The sequence below is a fragment of the Micromonospora sp. WMMC273 genome, assembly GCF_027460285.1.
GTDB lineage: Bacteria > Actinomycetota > Actinomycetes > Mycobacteriales > Micromonosporaceae > Micromonospora > Micromonospora aurantiaca.
Map to the genome: position 1 here is coordinate 6,077,871 of NZ_JAPZBE010000001.1, position 17,972 is coordinate 6,095,842.

Consider the following 17,972-nt stretch of genomic DNA (forward strand, 5'->3'; position numbering starts at 1 on the left):
CGCCGCGATAAGAAATCGATAAGCCGGTTCAGGCAGGGGTCTCGGCGAGCTGTCGGCGCAGGTCGTGGCGCTCGGGCGCACCCATCCGCTCGAAGATCGCCAACGCGCGCTGCCGGTACCGTCGTGCCTGCGCCGGCTGCTTCTCCGCCAGGTGTCCGGCCAGGCCGTCGAGGGCGCGGGCCTGCTCGTAGGGATGGCCGATCCGAGTGGCGATGGCGAGTGCCTCCTCGAAGACGGCCACCGCCTCGGCGGCTCGCCCCGTGGCTCCCAGGGTGACGGCCAGCTCGTTTCGTGCCCGAGCCTGGACGTCCCGCTCGCCGGACGCGGCGGCGGCCTCGATGGCGGCTTCGTGATGCCGCAGCGCGTCGTCGTAGCGGCCGAGTTGCCGGTAGGTGCCGGCGAGGTCGCTGAGCGTCTCGGCACGGCCGAAGCCATTGCCGGTGCGATCCCGGAGCGCGAGCGAGGCTCGGAGCAGGCGCTCCGCCGCGGCGTTCTGTCCCAGGCGGTATCTGAGGCCACCGAGATGCCCCAGTGCGTTCGACATGTGGAACGGATCCTGCTTGATCCGGGCGGCGAAGAGGTGCAGCCGATGAACCGCCATCGACTCGGCGTAACGACCGAGGTGGCGCAAGGTGAGGCCGAGGTTCGGCAGGACCGGAAGGGTGTCCAGCGCGTAGCTGCGCAACGTCATGCGATTGGCTTCGAGCGACTGGTGGAGTCGCCCGGTCAGCCAGTGCACGGCGCCGAGGTTGAACCGTGCCCGCTGCGCGCCCGATTCGTCACCGAGCCCGGTGAGGATCGACACGACCTCGTGCAGGTGTGCCGAGGCGTCCTGGTAGGCGCCGGTGCGTACGCACGCCGAGGCGAGATAGTTGTGCATGAGGGCCACGGCGTGCCGGTCCCCGCACCGCTGGGCGGCGGCGAGACCCACCGCGTGCGTGGCCGATATGTCGTCGAAGTAACCGCGGATGTAGAAGAACCGCCAACCGGCGCGAGCCAGGCGCCATGCCATCGGTTCATGGCCCTGGTCAGCCGCCTGACGGACGAAGGCGTCCAGGTTCGACCGCTGTTCCTCCAGCCAGTCCAGGTCGCGGTCGACGCGTCCGGCGAGCAGATCCGGTCGAAGCGGTTCTCCGAGCCGCAGGTGCTGCGCGAGCACCCGGCCGTCCTCGATCGACGCGGACGCCCGCACCACCGAGTGCAACACGTGATCCAGCAGCTTCCGGATCGCCGGTCGTCCGGTCGTCGGCTCGTCCTCCTGCCGGGCCAGTTCGGCGGCGTAACGCCTCATCAGGTCGTGCAGGCGGTACCGGCCGGCCGAGGTCTCCTGCACAAGGTGGCGGTCCACCAGTTCGTCGAGGACGTCCGCCGCGTCCCGCAGGGGCAGGTCGGTGAGGGCGGCGACCATGGCGGTGTCGAGGTGGTTCCCGGCCGCCAGCCCGAAGGATCGGAAGGCTTTCCGGCACGCCTCGTCGAGCGGCTCGTACGACTCGGCGAACGCCTCCATCACGCTTCGCGCCTCGGCACGGAGACCGGGGAGGAAGATCGACCTGTGGCTCAGCCTGTCGACGAGGTCGGAGATCCGCCAGTCGGGCCGATGTGCCAGCCGGGTGCCGGCCAGTCTGACGGCGAGCGGGAGGCAGCCGCAGATGTCGACAAGTTGTCGCGCGGCCTTCGGCTCGGCCGCCACCCGGCCGCTCCCGATGAGGGTGGCGAGCAGTTCGAGCGCCTCGGCCTCGGTGAGGACGGCGAGGGACACCGGCGGTCGCTCGGTGAGTGCCAGCAGGCGCCGCCGGCTGGTGACGAGGACGACTGCCGATCCGGAGACGGGTAGCAGCGGCTCGACCTGCCGGCTGTCGGCGGCGTTGTCGAGCACCACCAGCACCGAACGCGCGGCCAGTTCGCGCCGCCACATCTCCTGCCGGTCGGGCAGTTCCAGCGGTATCCGGCCGGTCGGCACACCCAGTTGGCGAAGCAGCGTGTCCAAGGCCGCCGCAGGCCGCATCCGCGTTCGCACGCTGTGTCCCCGAAGGTCGATGAAGAGTTGCCCGTCCGGGAAGCGCTCGGTCGACCGGGCGGCCACGTGCAGGGCGAGAGTGGTCTTGCCGCAGCCCGCCATGCCGTCGATCACGCGAATCGTCGGGCCGGAGCCGGGCGCCTCGAGCACTTCGCGCAACAATCGATCGACCATTTCCTCCCGGCCGACGAAATCCATCACTGTCCGGGGCAACCAATTGCGCTTATGCGCAGCACTCCGGATCGCTTCCACCTCGTGCGCCGATTCCGGAATCCGGCGTCGGGCCCGGGCCGCGACCATACGAAGTCGCTCCATCTCCGCGCTCGGTGGCACGCCGAGCTGGTCGGACAACGCCTCGCGAGTGGCGCGGTGGACGGCGAGGGCGCCTCCCGGGTCACCCGCCTGGATGAGCGCGCGCATCAGGAGACACTGCGCCCGCTCGCGCAGCGGCTGATGCGAGACGTGGTCACGCAGTAACGACACCGCTGATTCGGGGCGCCCGAGGCTGAGATACGCCTCGGCCAACAGTTCCAGCGCCGCCTGGTGTTCCTCACTCACGGCCTCGCGCTGAACGGCGAGCGCCGGCCCCAGCGCCAAGCCGGCGAGCAGCGGGGCCGACGCGTCGACCACCTCGACGAGCACGGGGGCCGCCTGCGCGGCCTCCCCGTCGCGCATCAGATCCCGGGCACGGCGCAAGTGGGAGCTCAATCGATGAAGATCGATCAGACTTGCATCGACGAGGAGTCGGTAACCGCCGGACTCCCGGACGATCCTCGGCGCGTCGCCCACACCCGGGTCGAGGCTCCGACGCAGATTGGCGGCGTAGGTCCGGACGTTCGCGACAGCCGACCGAGGCGGCGCGTCCGGCCACAGCTCGTCCACCAGATGGTGCAGCGTGACCAACTGGTTGGCCCGTACGGCGAGTAGCGCGAACACCAACTGCTGCTTGGGGGTTCCAAGCGGAAGGTCCACGTCGCCGAGCCGTACCGCCAGACCCCCGAGTACCCGGATTTCCACGCCGCTGTTCCAGCCTCGGCCGGCAACCTGCCCACCTTCAGCGACAGCGTAATCGATTCGTCACAAAGGCGTCGCCCCGGCTCAGACGCCGGGCGGACGGACGGTCGGCGCACTCGTCCGACACGGCTGCCGAAGTGGCCCGAAGCACGGTTGTAATGTTTCGCCGCCGACGCGACGCTACTGACGGACTGAGCGGTCCCGCGCTATTCGATGCATTCAGCGACGGCGCGGGTACCCAAAGGAGACAGCCTGGCTTCGCTCTGCGAGCAGGTCATGGACAGAACGTCATTTAAGCTGCAATAGTTACTTATATTGCGCATACCGACATTAATTCTTTCAGACTCACTCGAATATCCCCTAATCTGCCCTCAGTCAGCAAGGCGCGGGAACGCACCGAGAAGGCACACGGCAGCCGGCGGCAATGCGCGGCAGCGGATCGAAGTAACGACTTCGGTCCGTGACCATTCCGCCCCGGAGCGATATTTGAGGAGGGCAGCACAATGCGCAGCACCGAATGGGGATGAGTTTCCCGGACCCGGGTGAAGCGGTAGGCTGCCGCTCATCGCATACCGACGGTGAGCGGCGGGTGACGCGGGTTGAGCCGAACCACGGAAAGCCGGACGGCTGTCGGCCCGCACCTGCGCGGGATCATCTACACGTTGGTCGCGGGGGCGACGATCGTCGCCCTCACCGCGATCCACTCCGCCCGTACGCAACCCCCCGACTCCGCACGTGACTTCGTCACCGTCATCGCACTCGTCGTCACGGTGACGCTGGCCACCGTCATCAAGACCCGTCTGCGGATCCGCTCCACCACCTTCTACTTCGCCTGGGTCGAGACCGCGATCGTCATCGGCCTCGCCGTCGCTCCACCCTCGTGGGTCGTCCTGGCCACCGGGATCGGCGTGGCGTGCGGATCAGTCACCCGCCTGGCACCCATCAAGGTGGCATTCGCCATCGCGAAGCACACCCTGGTGGCCGGCGGAGCCACTGTCGCCACCCTGTTGCTGGGAAGCGCCTGGCCCCCTCGGGAGCCACTCGGCATCGTCCTGCTGCTGGGGTTCGTCTACCTGGTGGCCGCAGTCCTCGACGACGTCCTCGCGATCCCGGTCATCGCGCTCGCCTCCCGCACGCCGATCCTCCAGCAGTTCCGCGACGACCTCGACCTGCGGATCGCCGGATTCGGCCTGCGCTTCCTGGTGGCCGCCAGCACCGTACTCATCCTGCGGGTCGACCCCCGCCTGTTGCCCGCCGTACCCGCGCTGGTGCTCAGCCTGCACCTGGCCTACTCCAGCCGGATCCGCACCCGCACCGAGCAGCAGGCATGGCAGCGCCTGGCCCGCGCCACCGACGCCCTCAACGTGGTCGACCTCGACCAGGTGCTCACCACAGCGGTCACCGAGGCCAGCGAACTCTTCTCCGCCGACGAGGTCGAGATCGAACTGCGCGACGGCGGACGCACCATCCGGGGCAACGGCACGGACATCGCCTACGACGGAACAGCCCCCCGGCCCAGCGCCGTCGACGGTCAGATCATGCCGGTCGTGCTGGAGGGCCACGACCGCACCGACGACGTCGGCGTGCTGCGGCTGCGGTTCGCCGGCCCGGTCGAGCTCTCCGAACGCGAGCAGTACACCCTGCGTACCTTCGCCTCCGCCCTCTGCACCGCGGTCCGCAACGCCCAGGCGTACGCCGAACTCGCCCGCATCGCCGAGGACCACGCCTACGCCGCCACCCACGACGCCCTCACCGGCCTGTCCAACCGGCGGCACCTGCTCGACGAGGGCAGCGCCCAGCTCACCAGCCGGCACGCCGACGGCGTCACCGCCCTGGTGCTGATCGACCTCAACCACTTCAAGGAAGTCAACGACACCCTCGGGCACGGCGCCGGCGACCAGGTGCTGATCCAGGTCGCCGAACGCCTCCGCGGTGCCGCGCGCCCCGACGACCTGGTCGCCCGCCTCGGCGGCGACGAGTTCGCCGTACTCCTGCGCGGCCTGCCCGCCCCCGCCGTCGCCGCCCACCGCGCCGAGGCCCTGCTCGCGGCGCTGCACGACCCGCTCGACCTAGACGGCATGCGGATCAGCGTGGAAGCCAGCGGCGGCATCGCCGTCGCCCCCGCCACCGGCGGCATGGCCGAACTGCTGCGCCGCGCCGACGTGGCCATGTACCAGGCCAAACGCGCCGGCCAACGCGTCGCCACCTACGCGCCGGCCCGCGACACCGCCGACCTGAGCCGGCTCACCCTCGGCGGCGAACTGCCCCGAGCCGTCGCCGACCACGAGTTCACCGTCAACTTCCAGCCCATCGTCGACCTCGGCAGCGGCGAGGTGATCGGCGCCGAGGCACTCGCCCGCTGGCACCACCCCACCCACGGGCTCATCGACCCGCTGCGCTTCCTCGAAGCCGTCGAACGATCCGGGCTCCTCCCCGCGTTCGCCGAGGCGATCCTCGACCAGGCCCTCATCGCCGCCGGTTCCTGGCGCGACGCCGGCTTCGACCTGCCCGTCTCGGTGAACGTGTCCCCGCGCAGCCTGCTCGACGCCCGCTTCCCCGGCGCCGTACTGGCCCGGCTCCGCGCCCACGACCTACCGCCGGACCGGCTCGTCCTGGAACTGACCGAGACGCTCACCCTCAGCCAGCTCGACGTCGTCGACCGCGTCCTCAGCCGGCTGCGGGACTCCGGCGTCCGGCTCGCGCTCGACGACTTCGGCACCGGATACTCGTCGCTCTCCCTGCTCTCCCGCATCCCCGTACACGAACTGAAGATCGACCGCAGCTTCGTCGGCGTCATGGAGACCGCGCCCGAAGCCGCCGCCGTCATCCGCTCCACCCTCGACCTCGGCCGCAGCCTCGACCTCACCGTCGTCGCCGAAGGCGTGGAGAGCGAACCGCAACGCCGCGCGCTCTGGGAACTCGGCTGCGCCGCCGGGCAGGGCCACCTGTTCGCCCGGCCACTGCCCGCCGCCGCCCTCCTCGCCGCCCTCCAACGCGGCCACGGCGGCCGGACCGGCGCGCTCGCACCCGCACTGCACGACACCGGCGCCGTCATCCGCCTCCCCGGCCGCCGCACCGGCCGCACCCGCCCGGCACCCCCCGCCGCCAGCGACGCCCGGCAACCCTGACCCGGCCGGGGCACCCCGCCGGTCTGCCACACTGGCCCGCGTGACCGCCCACGCCGACCCGGCAACCCCCGTCTCCCGCCGCTGGTCGGCACTCGACACCGCCGCCGGCGGCCTCGCCCTCGACCTGGGCCTCTACGCCGCCGCCACCGTCTTCGCCGCGATCACCGCCGCCACCTCCACGCTGCCGCCGCACCGCGCCTGGGGCGCCGTCGCCACCATCGGGTACGCCCTCGCCACGCTCGCCGCGACCACCCAACTGCTCGCCCGACGCCGCGACCCCGGCACGCCCCTGGCCGGCCTGCCCGCACGCTGGACCGTCGCCGGCCTCACCTGGGCCGCCACCGCGCTCCTGCCGATCGTCACGCAGAGCGTCGAACGCGCCGGCGGACGCACCGACCGCGCCCAGGAGGAGGTGATCGTCGTCGAACACGCCGGCGCCCGCCTCGCCGAACACGGCACCCCCTACCTCGGACCCGACGCCATCGCCGCCCTGCCCCCCGGCGAACAGCTCCTCGGCTACACCCCCTACCAGCCCGGCATGGCACTGTTCGGGCTGCCCCGCGCCGCCGTGGACGCCTGGTGGACCGACTCGCGCGTCTGGTTCGCCGTGGTCACCGCACTCACAGTCGTCGCCCTCGTCGCCACGCTGCGCACCGGCGGCGGCCCGGCCGCGCCCCGCCGCGACGCCGCCGTCCTGCGCGCCGTCCAGGCCGCCACCGTCCTGCCCGTCTGCGCGCTCACCCTCGCCACCGGCGGCGACGACCTCCCCGTACTCGCGCTCTGCCTCCTCGCCCTCGCACTCGCCGCCGCCGGCCGACCCGGCCGGGCCGGCCTCGCAGTCGGCGCCGCCGGCGCCCTGAAGCTCTTCGCCTGGCCGGTCGCCGTCGTGCTGATCGTCTGGGCCGCCACCCGCCGGGCCGCGCTCCGCACCGCCCTCGGCGCCATCGGCCTCCCCGTCCTCGCCCTGATCCCGGTACTCCTCGTCGACCGCGACGCCCTCGTCGAGAACGTGCTGCGGTTCCCGCTCGGCCACGGCCTCGTCACCAGCCCCGCCCAGTCACCGTTCCCGGGGCACCTCATCGCCGAGGCACTCCCGGCCGGCCGCGCCGTCGCCGCCGCGCTGCTCGTCGCCGCCGGACTGGCCATCGCCGTCCGGCTGCTGCGCCGCCCGCCCCGCACCGCCGCCGCCACGGCCCTCATCTGCGGGTACGGGCTGCTCGCCGCGATCCTGCTGATGCCCTCCACCCGCTTCGGGTACCTGCTCTACCCGGCCGCCCTGCTCGTCCTCGCCCCCGCACTGGCACTCACCCGACCGGACGACAGGGCGACATTCCCGGCAACCGCCCCGCGCGACCCGGCCGGAAGGCGTACACCTGAGGAATGACCACCTACCGCGACCGGGCCGAAGCGGGACGTGAACTCGCCGAGCGACTCACCGACCTCGCCGGCCGCCCCGACGTCATCGTCCTCGGCCTGGTCCGTGGCGGCGTACCCGTCGCCCGGGTGGTCGCCGACCGGCTCGGCGCACCACTGGACGTTCTCGTCGTCCGCAAGCTCGGCGTGCCCTGGGCACCCGAGGTCGCGTACGGCGCACTCGGCCCCGGCGGCGTCCAGGTCCTCAACGAGATGGTCGCCGGCCGGATCAGCGAGAACGACAGGGCCCAGGTCCGCCGCCGCGAACAGGCCGAACTGGAACGCCGCGAACAGCGCTACCGCGGCGGCCGCCCACCGCTCGACCTCACCGGCCGCACCGCCGTCATCGTCGACGACGGGCTCGCCACCGGCGCCACCGCCCGCGCCGCCGCCCAGGTCGCCCGCCACCTCGGCGCCGCCCGCGTCCTCGTCGCCGTCCCGGTCGGCTCCGAGCAGGCGTACGACATGCTCGCCGCCGAGGCCGACACGGTCGTGAGCTGCCAACTCCCACACGACTTCGCCGCCGTCGGCGCGTACTACGAGGACTTCCACGAGGTCTCCGACGACGAGGTCACGCAGGCGCTGACCGCCACTGCGTGAAAACACCCGGTACCGTCGTTGTCATGCAGATGACCTGTCCCAAGTGCCGCGGAGAAATGCGCCAGTACGAGCGCAGCGGAGTAGTCATCGACCAGTGCGGCGAATGCCGGGGCATCTTCCTCGACCGCGGCGAGCTGGAAAAGCTGTTCGATGCCGAGGCCAACTGGAACCAGCAGCACGGCGGCGCCCGGCAGGCCGCGCCCTCCGGAGCCGGCTACCCACCGCCCCCGCCGCCCCCGCCCGCCGCCGCGCCGCACCAGCCCGGCTACGGCGCCGTCCCCCCGCCCCCTCCTCCGCCGCCGCCCGGCCACGGCTACGCGCAGCCCGCGTACGGCCACGGTCAGCAGCAGCACTACGGCTACCACGGCCACTACCGGCGCAAGAAGAAGCACGGCTTCCTCGGCGAACTGTTCGACTGACCGCCGATCACGCGCACGCCGGGCCGGTGCACCGCATCGACCCGGCGCGCTCGTCGGCGTGCCGTGCCCGCCACACCGTGGCAGGCTGCTCGGCATGAGCCCGATCCGGCAGCACGAGGCGCTGGCCCAGGCGTACGACGGCATCACCGCAGTGGTCACCCCGCTCGACGACGCCGGCCTGCAACGGCCCACCCGCTGCCGCGGCTGGCTCGTCGCCGACCTGCTCTTCCACGTCCTCTGCGACGCCCAGCGCGCACTCGTCGCCCTGGCCAGCCCCGCACCCGGACCGGCCGACGTGGACGACGTCAGCTACTGGCGCGCGTTCACTCCCGGCGACGACGACGCGGCCGGCGGGCATGCCTGGTGGGCACGCCGCTCCGCCGCCGCCTTCGACCGGCCCACCGGCGTGGTCCGCCTCTGGGCCGACACCGCGCCCGCCGCCGTCCGCGCGGCCACCGCAGCCGACCCCGACGGGCACGTGACCACGCAGGGTCACGTGCTGCGCGTACCCCATCTGCTCGCCACCCTGACCACCGAGGCGGTCATCCATCACCTGGACCTGGTGGTGGACCTGCCGGACGCGCCGCGGCCGGCGACGGACCCGACGCGGGTCGCGGTGACCACGATGGACGGCCTGCTCAGCGACGACGCGGTACGGCCGGTCGGCTGGGACGACCACGACTACCTGTTGAAGGCCGCCGGGCGGGTGCCGCTCACCGACCGGGACCGGCTGGAGCTGGGCGAGGCCGCCGGCTGGTTCCCGCTGCTCGGCTGACGCCGCTCAGACGATCGCCATGTCCACGAAGCGCGACAGGTGCAGCTGGGCCGCTACCGTGACCGTGTCGGTAGGACCATTTCTGTGCTTTGCAACAATAAAGTCCGCTTCGCCCGCTCGCGGCGACTCCTTGTCGTAGTAGTCATCGCGGTGCAAAAGGATGACAACGTCTGCATCCTGCTCAATCGAGCCAGATTCACGCAAGTCGGACAATTGCGGTCGTTTGTCGGTGCGCTGCTCGGGGCCACGGTTCAGCTGGCTCACCGCGATCACCGGGCACTCGACCTCCTTGGCCAGCAGCTTCAGGCCACGCGACAGGTCCGCGACCTCCTGCTGCCGGCTCTCGGTGCGCTTCGGCGAGGTCATCAGCTGGAGGTAGTCGACGACGATCAGCTTCAGGTCGTGCTTCTGCTTGAGCCGCCGCGCCTTCGCCCGGATCTCCATCAGGTTCATGCTCGGCGTGTCGTCGACGAAGAGCGGCGCCTCGCTGATCTCACCCATGCAGCGGGCCAGCTTGGTCCAGTCGTCGTCGGAGAGCTGCCCGCTCCGCAGGACGTGCAGCGGAACACGCGCCTCGGCCGAGAGGAGTCGCATGACGATCTCGACCTTGCTCATTTCCAGCGAGAAGATCGCCGACGCTTGATTGGCTCGAATCGCCGCATTTCGGGCAAAGTCCATAGATGCGGTCGATTTGCCCAAGCCAGGCCTGCCGGCCACGATGATGAGTTGGCCGGCGTGCAGGCCGTTGAGCAGGCGGTCGAGGTCGGTGAACCCGGTCGGCACACCCGTCATCACCCCGCCCTGGGCGCCGACCGCCTCGATCTCGTCGAGCGTCGGCTGGAGCATGTCGGCCAGGACGGCGAAGTCTTCGCTGACGCGCTTCTCGGTGATCTCGTAGACGGCCTGCTGGGCGAGGTCGACGATGTCGTCGACGTCGCGGCTGCCGCTCGGGCCGGTGCCGTAGCCGAGCTGCACGATCCGGGTGCCGGCCTCGACCAGCCGGCGGAGCACTGCTCGTTCGCCGACGATGCGGGCGTAGTAGGCGGCGTTCGCGGCGGTGGGCACGCTGGCGATCAGCGTGTGCAGGTAGGGGGCGCCGCCGATCCGGGCGAGGTCGCCGGAGTCGGCGAGCGCGGCCGCCACGGTGATCGGGTCGGCGGGTTCGCCGCGACCGTAGATGTCCAGGATCGCGTCGAAGATGGTGGCGTGGACCGGGCGGTAGAAGTCGTTCGTCTTCAGGATCTCCACGACGTCCGCGATGGCGTCCTTGGACAGCAGCATGCCGCCGAGTACGCACTGCTCGGCGGCGACGTCCTGGGGTGGTGTCTTCTCGAACGCAGATTCGCGTGGCGGCGGCTCGGGCGATTGTCCCCCGGTCCGTTCCGCACGCGTCTCGTCGGTGACCGACACGGGTTCCCCCCTCGCTGCGTCGGATCGAGTCCAGCTCTATCGCCGGGGTATGACAACTCTCCGCCGACCCTCCGGTCGATCGGGGGTCATCGCCCGGCGGTCGGTGGACCACGATACGGAACCCGAGGTCAGCCGCTCAACAAGGCCGGTGGATGAGCCTCGGGACAACCTGTGGACGCCTGGGGACAGGCATGTGCGCAGGGTGTGCACAGGGGTGTGGAAAAGTGATGGGGAATTCCGGGCTTATCGCCTCTGACCTGGGCTTTTCCTATCCCCACCCTGTGGACGGAAGATTTCCGGCCAAGCTTTGTCGTCGTTCGTCCCGTACTATCGCTGCGAACGGCGACACCTGGGACAGCGGGTTTACTTTCGGGTTGAGAGAGGTCACGCTCCGGCCGTGAGACACCGGGACTGGGGAAGCGGGGAGGACAGCCCGCGCGAGCGACGACCGAGCGGTTCCTGGGATGAGCCCGCCGGGTCGCGCCGGGTCGACTCGTACGCGCCGGAGGGCCACCGCACGGCAAGCCGGCGGCGGGCGATCGAGCGCGGCCAGGACGAGCCGGTGGAGACGTACCTTCCGCGGTGGGCGCTGGAGTCCGGGGTGAGCCGGGCGGACGGCGGTGGCCGGCATGCCGCGCCCGACGACGAGGAGGTGGAGACGCCGTCCTCCGGTGGTGGTCGGCGGGCGGAGGCCGGCCGGCGGGATCTGCGCGCGATCGGCGCGGGTCCGTTGTCGGACCACACCGCCGAGTGGACGATGGACGCCCCGCAGGAGCGGGGGTACGTGGGTAACCGGCGGGCGGACGAGGACGACGAGCCGGTGTCGGGTGCGGCGCCTCGAAGCCGTCCGCGCCGGGCGGCGACGCGCCGGCCGCAGGTGATCTGGTCAGGGCTGCCGGAGTCGGCGGGTTCGGGCGAGGAGCCGGCCGGGCCGGACGGTGGACGGCCGGCGGGTCGGCGGCGTCGGTCGGCGCCGGGTTCCTCCTGGCCGCCGCCGGCGGCGTCGGACTCCACCTGGTCGCGTCCGGCGGCCTCGGACGGCGCGTGGTCGCGCTCGGCGACGGAGGCCGAGTGGCCGGCGGCGTCGGACGCGGGCCGGTCGCCGTCGAGCGTCACCGATTCGGAGCCTGCCTGGGGGCGGGCGACCGATTCGGAGCCGACCTGGTCACGGGCGGCGCCGGAGTCGGCGCGGCCGCAACCGGCGGCGGATCCGTGGCAGCGTCGGCGGGGTGCTGAGCGTGAGCCGGTGGATCCGCCCGCTGTCGACCCGTGGGACGCGTCGGGGGTGCACGCCTGGGACCGGCCGGTACCCGCGAGCCGCTGGGAGCGGGCGGAGAGCGGGTGGGACCGTACGGAGCACACGGGTGAGTGGGACCGGTTCACCGACACCGGTTTCCTGGAGCCGGTGCGGGACACGGACGACCGGTATACGGGGGCGGATCCGTGGGATCGTTCTGCGCCGCCGGTGCGGGAGGGCTGGGCGTCGCCGGCGCGGGCCGAGGCGTTCTGGTCGGGTACCCGGCTCTCGGGTGACGATCCGCGGTGGATGGAGACGCCGTCGACGGCTCCGCGTTCGCCGGCGGTGGCGTACTCGGCGCCGCGTCCGCGTGTCGTGCCTCGCCGTCGCCCGGTGGAGCCGGCGCCGTCGACGTTGCGGCGTGGGGTGGACTCGATCGGTGGCGGTTCGTGGGGTCGTCGGCTGGAGGACGACCTGCTGGACCCGGATCCGGGTGGTCCGTTGCGGCCGCTGGTCTACACGGTGGCCTGTTATCTGGTGCCGGCGGTGCTGCTCGTGCTCGGTCTGCTGTTCCTCAGTGGTCAGCCCCCGGCGGGGTGCGTCACGGACATCACCGGTGGGGGTTGTGACTCGCCGCGTGCGCACGCCCTGGAGTCGTTGGTGTCGGCGGCGCCGCGGTTCGGGTTGGCGATGGTGAGCAGTCTGGTGGTGGCGGTGCTGCTGCGGCAGGTCGGTACGACGTGGCGGTCGGCGACTGTGGCGCTGGCGGCCGCTGTGGTGGGTGGTGGCCTGTCCACGGTGGTGATCAGCGCGGTGACGGGCAATCCGCTCGGCTGACCGGCGGGGATGCGGAAAGGCCCGCACCGGCAGCCGGTGCGGGCCTTTCGCGTCGTGCGTCGGGTGTCAGCCCTTGACCACGTTCAGGTCGAACTTGGCGGTCACCTCGGGGTGCAGCCGGATGCTGACCGGGTAGGAGCCGAGCGCCTTGATGTGGCCGGGCAGCTCCAGCCGGCGGCGGTCCAGGGTCGGGCCGCCGGCGGCCTTGACGGCGTCGACGATCTCGGCCGGGGTGACCGAGCCGAAGAGCCGCCCGCCGTCGCCGGCGCGGGCCTTCAGGTTGACCTTGAGACCCTCGACCTGGGTCTTGACCTCGGTGGCGTGGCCGAGGTCGCGGATCTCGCGGGCCGAGCGGGCCCGCTTGATGACCGTGACCTGCTTCTCCGCGCCCTTGGTCCAGGCGATCGCGAAGCCCTGCGGCAGCAGGTAGTTACGGCCGTAGCCGTCCTTGACCTCGACGATGTCGCCCGGAGAGCCGAGGCCGGACACCTCCTGAGTCAGGATGATCTTCATGTCCGTGCCTCCTCTCAGCGGGTCGTGGCCGTGTACGGCAGGAGCGCCATCTCGCGGGCGTTCTTGACCGCGCGGGCGATCTGCCGCTGCTGCTGCGAGGTGACGCCGGTCACCCGCCGAGCGCGGATCTTGCCGCGGTCGGAGATGAACTTGCGCAGCAGCGCGGTGTCCTTGTAATCGATGTAGGTGATCCCGTCCTTGTCGAGCGGGTTCACCTTCTTCTTCGGCTTGCGAAGGGCCGCAGCCTTAGCCATTGCTCGTGCTCCTGGTTTGCGATCGCGGGCGCTCGGCGCCATTAGAACGGAGGCTCCTCGTCGAAGTTGCCGCCCGAACCACCGCGGGAGGGGGCGGGGGCAGCAGAGGCCCAGGGGTCGTCGAAGTTGCCTCCGCCGCCGCCCTGGCCGCCACCACCACCGAAGCCGCCGCCACCGCCACCGGAGCGGGACATCTTCTGCACCTTCGCCGTGGCGTAGCGCAGCGACGGGCCGATCTCGTCGACCTCCAGCTCGATGACGGTGCGCTTCTCACCCTCGCGGGTCTCGTACGACCGCTGGCGCAGTCGGCCGGACACGATCACGCGAGCGCCGCGCTGCAGCGACTCGGCGACGTTCTCGGCGGCCTGGCGCCAGACCGTGCACGAGAGGAACAGCGGCTCGCCGTCCTTCCACTCGCCGGAGGCCTTGTCCATGAAACGGGGCGTCGAAGCGACCCGGAACTTGGCGACCGCCGCGCCGGAGGGGGTGAATCGCAACTCGGGGTCATCGGTCAGGTTGCCGATGACCGTGATGGTGGTGTCTCCTGCCATGACCATCTCCTCGCGCACTCATCTTTGTGTCGTACAGGCTCTCAGAGCCGTACGACAGCGTGGATGAGGCTTGTGATCCGGACGTGCCGGGTCTAGATGCTCAGCGCATCTCCGGGCGGATGACCTTGGTGCGCAGCACCGACTCGTTGAGTCGGAGCTGACGGTCCAGCTCGCCAACGGCCTCCGGCGTCGCCTGGAGGTCGATGACGGCGTAGATGCCCTCGGCCTTCTTGTTGATCTCGTACGCGAGGCGCCGGCGGCCCCACACGTCGGTCTTCTCCACCGAGCCACCCGCGGTCCGGATCACGTTCAGGTACGTGTCGAGCGACGGGGCGACGGTGCGCTCCTCGAGGCTGGGGTCGAGGATCACCATGACTTCGTAATGACGCAAGACGTGCTCACCTCCTGTGGGCTAAGCGGCCACGGTCCTTCCGTGGCAGGAGGTCGTGCGTCGTTGCCCGCGCCGATACCGGGGGAACCCGGCCGGACACACGGACAACCGGACCAGGATAGCCGGTCCGGACGATCATGGCCGGGCCGGTGGTCCCGGTGCCGGTGCGGCGACAGGGGTCCACCCCCGGGCGAACCGGCGGGTGGACCCCTGTCCACGGGACCGCGGGGCGTCCCGTCCGCATTCCTTGGGTGGGACCTGGGGAGGAACGACCACACCGATGAGGTTGGATCGAAGACGCCCCGCGGAGCTTTATCGTGTTGTCACCTGGTCTGACCATACAATGGCTATCGTCACCGCTTGGGGTAAATGGAGGAATTGGTCCGACTGCCGGTTCCCGTGCCTGGATGACGAGCGGATCCCGCCCCGTCGTGCCGGGCCGCACGGCGGGGCGTCCCGTTGCCGGGGGTCCACCCTCGCCCGTCCGTGCTGTGGACCACGTGCGGGCGGAGCGTCGACCATCGATCCCACCTCGGACAACGACCGCCGGGCCGGGTGGTGACGCGTCCGACCCGCCGGGTGCCTCCCGCGAGCGCGCCGGCCGTCGCAGGCGCGACGTAGGCTGCCCTGCATGCGAATCGGAGCCCACGTCGACCCGACCGACCCGCTGGCCGAGGCGGCCGCCCGGCAGGCCGAGGCGGTCCAGTTCTTCCTGGCCGACCCGCAGGGCTGGAAGGCCCCGAAGCCGCGCGAGGACGCCGAACGCCTGCGCTCCGCCGACGTCGACCTCTACGTGCACGCGCCGTACGTGATCAACGTGGCCACGCTCAACAACCGGATCCGCATCCCCAGCCGCAAGCTGCTGCTCGCCCACGCCACCGCCGCGGCGGACGTCGGGGCCAAGGGCCTGATCGTGCACGGCGGCCACGTCAACGCGGGCCACGACGTCGCCGTCGGCTTCGACAACTGGCGCAAGACCTTCGCGTACGCGGCGGACTCGGGCGGCTTCCCGCTGCCGGTGCTGATCGAGAACACCGCCGGCGGTGACAACGCCTGTGCCCGGCACCTCGACTCGCTGGCCCGGCTCTGGGACGCGCTCGGCGACCACGAGGTCGGCTTCTGCCTGGACACCTGCCACGCGTACGCGGGCGGCGAGGAACTGCTGGGCCTGGTCGACCGGGTGAAGGCGATCACCGGCCGGATCGACCTGATCCACGCGAACAACTCCAAGGGCGCGTTCAACTCCGGCCAGGACCGGCACGACAACCTCACCGGTGGCACCATCGACCCGGAACTGCTGGTGGCGCTGATCCGCGCGGCCGGCGCACCGGTGATCGTGGAGACCCCCGGCGGCGTCGAGGGCCAGGCCGCCGACATCGCGTTCCTGCGCGGGCAGTTGGGCGCGGCGGCGTGACGACCGAGCAGTCCGGCAAGGCAGGCGGCGGCGCCGAGGCGGCGGACGCCGGGCCCGGCGACGGCACCGCAGACGAGGCCACCGGCGGGGAGAAGACCGACGCCCGGGACCAGGGCGCCGACGACACGGGCGACGCCAAGGACGGCGCCGCCGCCGCCGGAGATGCCGCCGCAGCCGAGAAGGCCAGGAGCGGCGACAAGGACACCACGGGTACGGCCGGTGACGAGCCCGCCGATCCGTGGTCCGCGTTCGGGCCCGCACCGGAGCCGGTGCTCGGCCGGCCCCGGCGGGCGATCCGCGCGGTCGGCCGGTTCCTGGTGCACGAGTGGACGCTCGCCGCCGTCGCCGCGCTGGCGCTGGCCGCGGCGATGACCTGGCCCACGTTGCGCTATCCGCGGCACACGCTGCCGCAGGACTACTGGGATCCGAGCCTGCAGGCGTGGCAGATGGCGTGGTCCGGCCACATCCTGCGCACCGACCCGGCGATGCTGTGGCACGCGAACACGTTCTATCCGGAGAACTGGAGCTTCGCGTTCTCCGACACGCTCCTCGGGTACGCCCCGGCCGGCCTGATCGGGGTCGGCCCGGAGCACGCCGTGCTGCGCTACAACATCATGTTCGTGCTGGCGCACGCGCTCGCCGCGTTCGGCGCGTACGTGCTGGCCCGGCAGCTCGGCGCGGGCCGCATCGGCGGCGCGGTGGCCGGGGCGGGCTTCGCCTACGCGCCGTGGCTGCTGGCCCAGGCGGGGCACCTGCACATCCTCTCCAACGGCGGCATCCCGCTGGCGCTGGCCATGCTGGCCCGGGGTCACGGCTGGTCCCTGCGCTACGGCTACCGGCCGCGTCGCCGGCAGGCGGGCTGGGCGTTCGCCGGGTGGCTGGTGGCCGCGTGGCAGCTCAGCCTGGGGTTCGGCATCGGGCTGCCGTTCGCGTACATGCTGGCCGGCACCGTTCTGGTGGCGGTGGTGCTGTGGTTCGTGCGGCGGCGCCGGGTGCGGCGTCCGTTCGGGCGGCGGCTGTTCCTGGCCGACGTGTTCGGCGGGCTGGCCTTCGCCGCGGTGGGCGCGGCGCTGGCGGTGCCGTACTTCAAGGTCGCCGAGCTGCACCCGAACGCGGAGCGGACGCTCGGTGACATCGCGCTCTACTCGCCGCCGGCGAGCGGGTTCTTCACCGCGCCGGCCGAGTCGCGGGTCTGGGGCGGGCTGCACGAGGGCGCCCGGGCCGTGCTGCCCTGGCATCCGGAGATGACGCTGCTGCCGGGTTTCGTGCTCTACGCGCTCGCCGCCGGTGGCCTGTTCTTCTCGGTCTGGCGGGTCCGGCACCGGATCTTCCTGCTGGCCGGCGTGCTCGTGACGATGGCGCTGGCGATGGGCACCCGGTTCTTCGGCGGCCGGTTCACCTACGTGCCGTTGTTCGACTACCTGCCGGGCTGGAGCGGGCTGCGCACGCCGGGCCGGATGATGCTCTGGGCCACGCTGCTGCTGGGCCTGCTCGCGGCCGGCGCGGTCACCGCGTTCTGCATGCGGGTACGCGAGCTGGCCGCCGAGCGGGTGCCGCCGTGGCCGGGCCCGTGGCTGCGTCTGGCCACGCTGCTGCCGTTGGCGCTGGTGATCGTGGAAGGGCTGAACGCGACGCCGCAGCCGGTGGTGCCGCGGCAGCCGGCGGCGATGCGGACGGTGGACGGCCCGATGCTGGTGCTGCCGAGCAGCCAGAACCTGGATCAGCCGGTGATGCTCTGGTCCACCGACCGGTTCCAGCCGATGGTCAACGGCGGCAGCGGTTTCACGCCGCGTTCGCAGGCCCAGATCCGCGAGGCGACTGTCAGCTTCCCGGACTACGCGAGTGTCGACTACCTGCGGCAGATCGGCGTGAAGAACGTGGTCGTGTTGCGCGACGAGCTGGCGGGCACCCCGTGGGAGGGGATGCTCGACCGGCCGGTCGACACGCCGGGCGTGACCCGGGAGCAGGTCGGCGAGGCGGTCGTGTTCCGGCTGTAGAC

14 protein-coding genes are annotated in these 17,972 nt (G+C 71.8%); 8 read left to right on the forward strand and 6 right to left on the reverse strand.

Features of this window, described 5'->3' with window-relative positions; genetic code table 11:
• Positions 1 to 28 precede the first annotated feature (28 nt).
• The gene (locus O7611_RS28280; protein WP_269697856.1) at positions 29 to 3,034 is read right to left on the reverse strand and encodes an AfsR/SARP family transcriptional regulator; all 3,006 of its coding nucleotides are present in this window, start codon (positions 3,032 to 3,034) and stop codon (positions 29 to 31) included.
• 596 nt (positions 3,035 to 3,630) lie between these two features.
• On the opposite strand from O7611_RS28280, the gene O7611_RS28285 reads away from it, so the two are divergent.
• The 5 genes from O7611_RS28285 to O7611_RS28305 all read left to right on the forward strand — a co-directional run bounded on the left by O7611_RS28285 (position 3,631) and on the right by O7611_RS28305 (position 9,366).
• Complete coding sequence (locus O7611_RS28285) at positions 3,631 to 6,159, forward strand: putative bifunctional diguanylate cyclase/phosphodiesterase (RefSeq protein ID WP_370584913.1); 2,529 nt, start codon at positions 3,631 to 3,633, stop codon at positions 6,157 to 6,159.
• A 40-nt stretch (positions 6,160 to 6,199) separates the two neighbouring features.
• The gene (locus tag O7611_RS28290; RefSeq protein ID WP_269697857.1) at positions 6,200 to 7,543 is read left to right on the forward strand and encodes a glycosyltransferase 87 family protein; all 1,344 of its coding nucleotides are present in this window, start codon (positions 6,200 to 6,202) and stop codon (positions 7,541 to 7,543) included.
• Positions 7,540 to 8,172, forward strand: a complete 633-nt coding sequence (locus tag O7611_RS28295; RefSeq protein ID WP_194800307.1) for a phosphoribosyltransferase — start codon at positions 7,540 to 7,542, stop codon at positions 8,170 to 8,172. Before O7611_RS28290 ends, O7611_RS28295 begins: the two co-directional genes overlap by 4 nt.
• Positions 8,173 to 8,195: 23 nt before the next feature.
• Positions 8,196 to 8,591 carry a TFIIB-type zinc ribbon-containing protein gene (locus tag O7611_RS28300; RefSeq protein ID WP_030499471.1) on the forward strand — a complete coding sequence of 132 codons (396 nt, stop codon included), beginning with the start codon at positions 8,196 to 8,198 and terminating at the stop codon, positions 8,589 to 8,591.
• A 94-nt stretch (positions 8,592 to 8,685) separates the two neighbouring features.
• Positions 8,686 to 9,366, forward strand: coding sequence for a maleylpyruvate isomerase N-terminal domain-containing protein (locus tag O7611_RS28305; protein WP_194800306.1), 681 nt, complete (start codon positions 8,686 to 8,688; stop codon positions 9,364 to 9,366).
• A 6-nt stretch (positions 9,367 to 9,372) separates the two neighbouring features.
• Here the strand turns inward: O7611_RS28305 and dnaB are convergent, their stop codons facing one another.
• Positions 9,373 to 10,776, reverse strand: a complete 1,404-nt coding sequence (dnaB, locus tag O7611_RS28310; RefSeq protein WP_194800305.1) for a replicative DNA helicase — start codon at positions 10,774 to 10,776, stop codon at positions 9,373 to 9,375.
• Between the two features lie 397 nt (positions 10,777 to 11,173).
• On the opposite strand from dnaB, the gene O7611_RS28315 reads away from it, so the two are divergent.
• Entirely contained in the window at positions 11,174 to 12,850 is a 1,677-nt protein-coding gene (locus O7611_RS28315) for a hypothetical protein (protein ID WP_194800304.1), read from the forward strand.
• Positions 12,851 to 12,916: 66 nt separating this feature from the next.
• Here the strand turns inward: O7611_RS28315 and rplI are convergent, their stop codons facing one another.
• The 4 genes from rplI to rpsF all read right to left on the reverse strand — a co-directional run bounded on the left by rplI (position 12,917) and on the right by rpsF (position 14,559).
• Positions 12,917 to 13,363: a 50S ribosomal protein L9 gene (rplI, locus tag O7611_RS28320; RefSeq protein WP_135242573.1), complete on the reverse strand. Its 447-nt coding sequence runs from the start codon at positions 13,361 to 13,363 to the stop codon at positions 12,917 to 12,919.
• Between the two features lie 14 nt (positions 13,364 to 13,377).
• Positions 13,378 to 13,617: a 30S ribosomal protein S18 gene (gene rpsR / locus O7611_RS28325; RefSeq protein WP_013289355.1), complete on the reverse strand. Its 240-nt coding sequence runs from the start codon at positions 13,615 to 13,617 to the stop codon at positions 13,378 to 13,380.
• Between the two features lie 41 nt (positions 13,618 to 13,658).
• Complete coding sequence (locus tag O7611_RS28330; protein ID WP_018788497.1) at positions 13,659 to 14,186, reverse strand: single-stranded DNA-binding protein; 528 nt, start codon at positions 14,184 to 14,186, stop codon at positions 13,659 to 13,661.
• A gap of 82 nt (positions 14,187 to 14,268) precedes the next feature.
• Positions 14,269 to 14,559 carry a 30S ribosomal protein S6 gene (gene rpsF, locus O7611_RS28335; RefSeq protein ID WP_013289357.1) on the reverse strand — a complete coding sequence of 97 codons (291 nt, stop codon included), beginning with the start codon at positions 14,557 to 14,559 and terminating at the stop codon, positions 14,269 to 14,271.
• 631 nt (positions 14,560 to 15,190) lie between these two features.
• On the opposite strand from rpsF, the gene O7611_RS28340 reads away from it, so the two are divergent.
• Together O7611_RS28340 and O7611_RS28345 are read left to right on the forward strand one after the other, a co-directional pair.
• The gene (locus O7611_RS28340; RefSeq protein WP_262012929.1) at positions 15,191 to 15,973 is read left to right on the forward strand and encodes a deoxyribonuclease IV; all 783 of its coding nucleotides are present in this window, start codon (positions 15,191 to 15,193) and stop codon (positions 15,971 to 15,973) included.
• A complete protein-coding gene (locus O7611_RS28345) occupies positions 15,970 to 17,970 on the forward strand; it encodes a hypothetical protein (RefSeq protein WP_269697858.1) in 2,001 nt (666 codons plus the stop codon). Before O7611_RS28340 ends, O7611_RS28345 begins: the two co-directional genes overlap by 4 nt.
• Positions 17,971 to 17,972: the final 2 nt, after the last annotated feature.

Coding starts and splice junctions, on each gene's coding strand:
- O7611_RS28340 (WP_262012929.1), top strand. CDS start 15,191: ATGCGAATCGGAGCCCACGTCGACCCGACCGACCCGCTGGCCGAGGCG.
- rplI (WP_135242573.1), bottom strand. CDS start 13,363: ATGAAGATCATCCTGACTCAGGAGGTGTCCGGCCTCGGCTCTCCGGGC.
- rpsR (WP_013289355.1), bottom strand. CDS start 13,617: ATGGCTAAGGCTGCGGCCCTTCGCAAGCCGAAGAAGAAGGTGAACCCG.
- O7611_RS28300 (WP_030499471.1), top strand. CDS start 8,196: ATGCAGATGACCTGTCCCAAGTGCCGCGGAGAAATGCGCCAGTACGAG.
- O7611_RS28305 (WP_194800306.1), top strand. CDS start 8,686: ATGAGCCCGATCCGGCAGCACGAGGCGCTGGCCCAGGCGTACGACGGC.
- O7611_RS28295 (WP_194800307.1), top strand. CDS start 7,540: ATGACCACCTACCGCGACCGGGCCGAAGCGGGACGTGAACTCGCCGAG.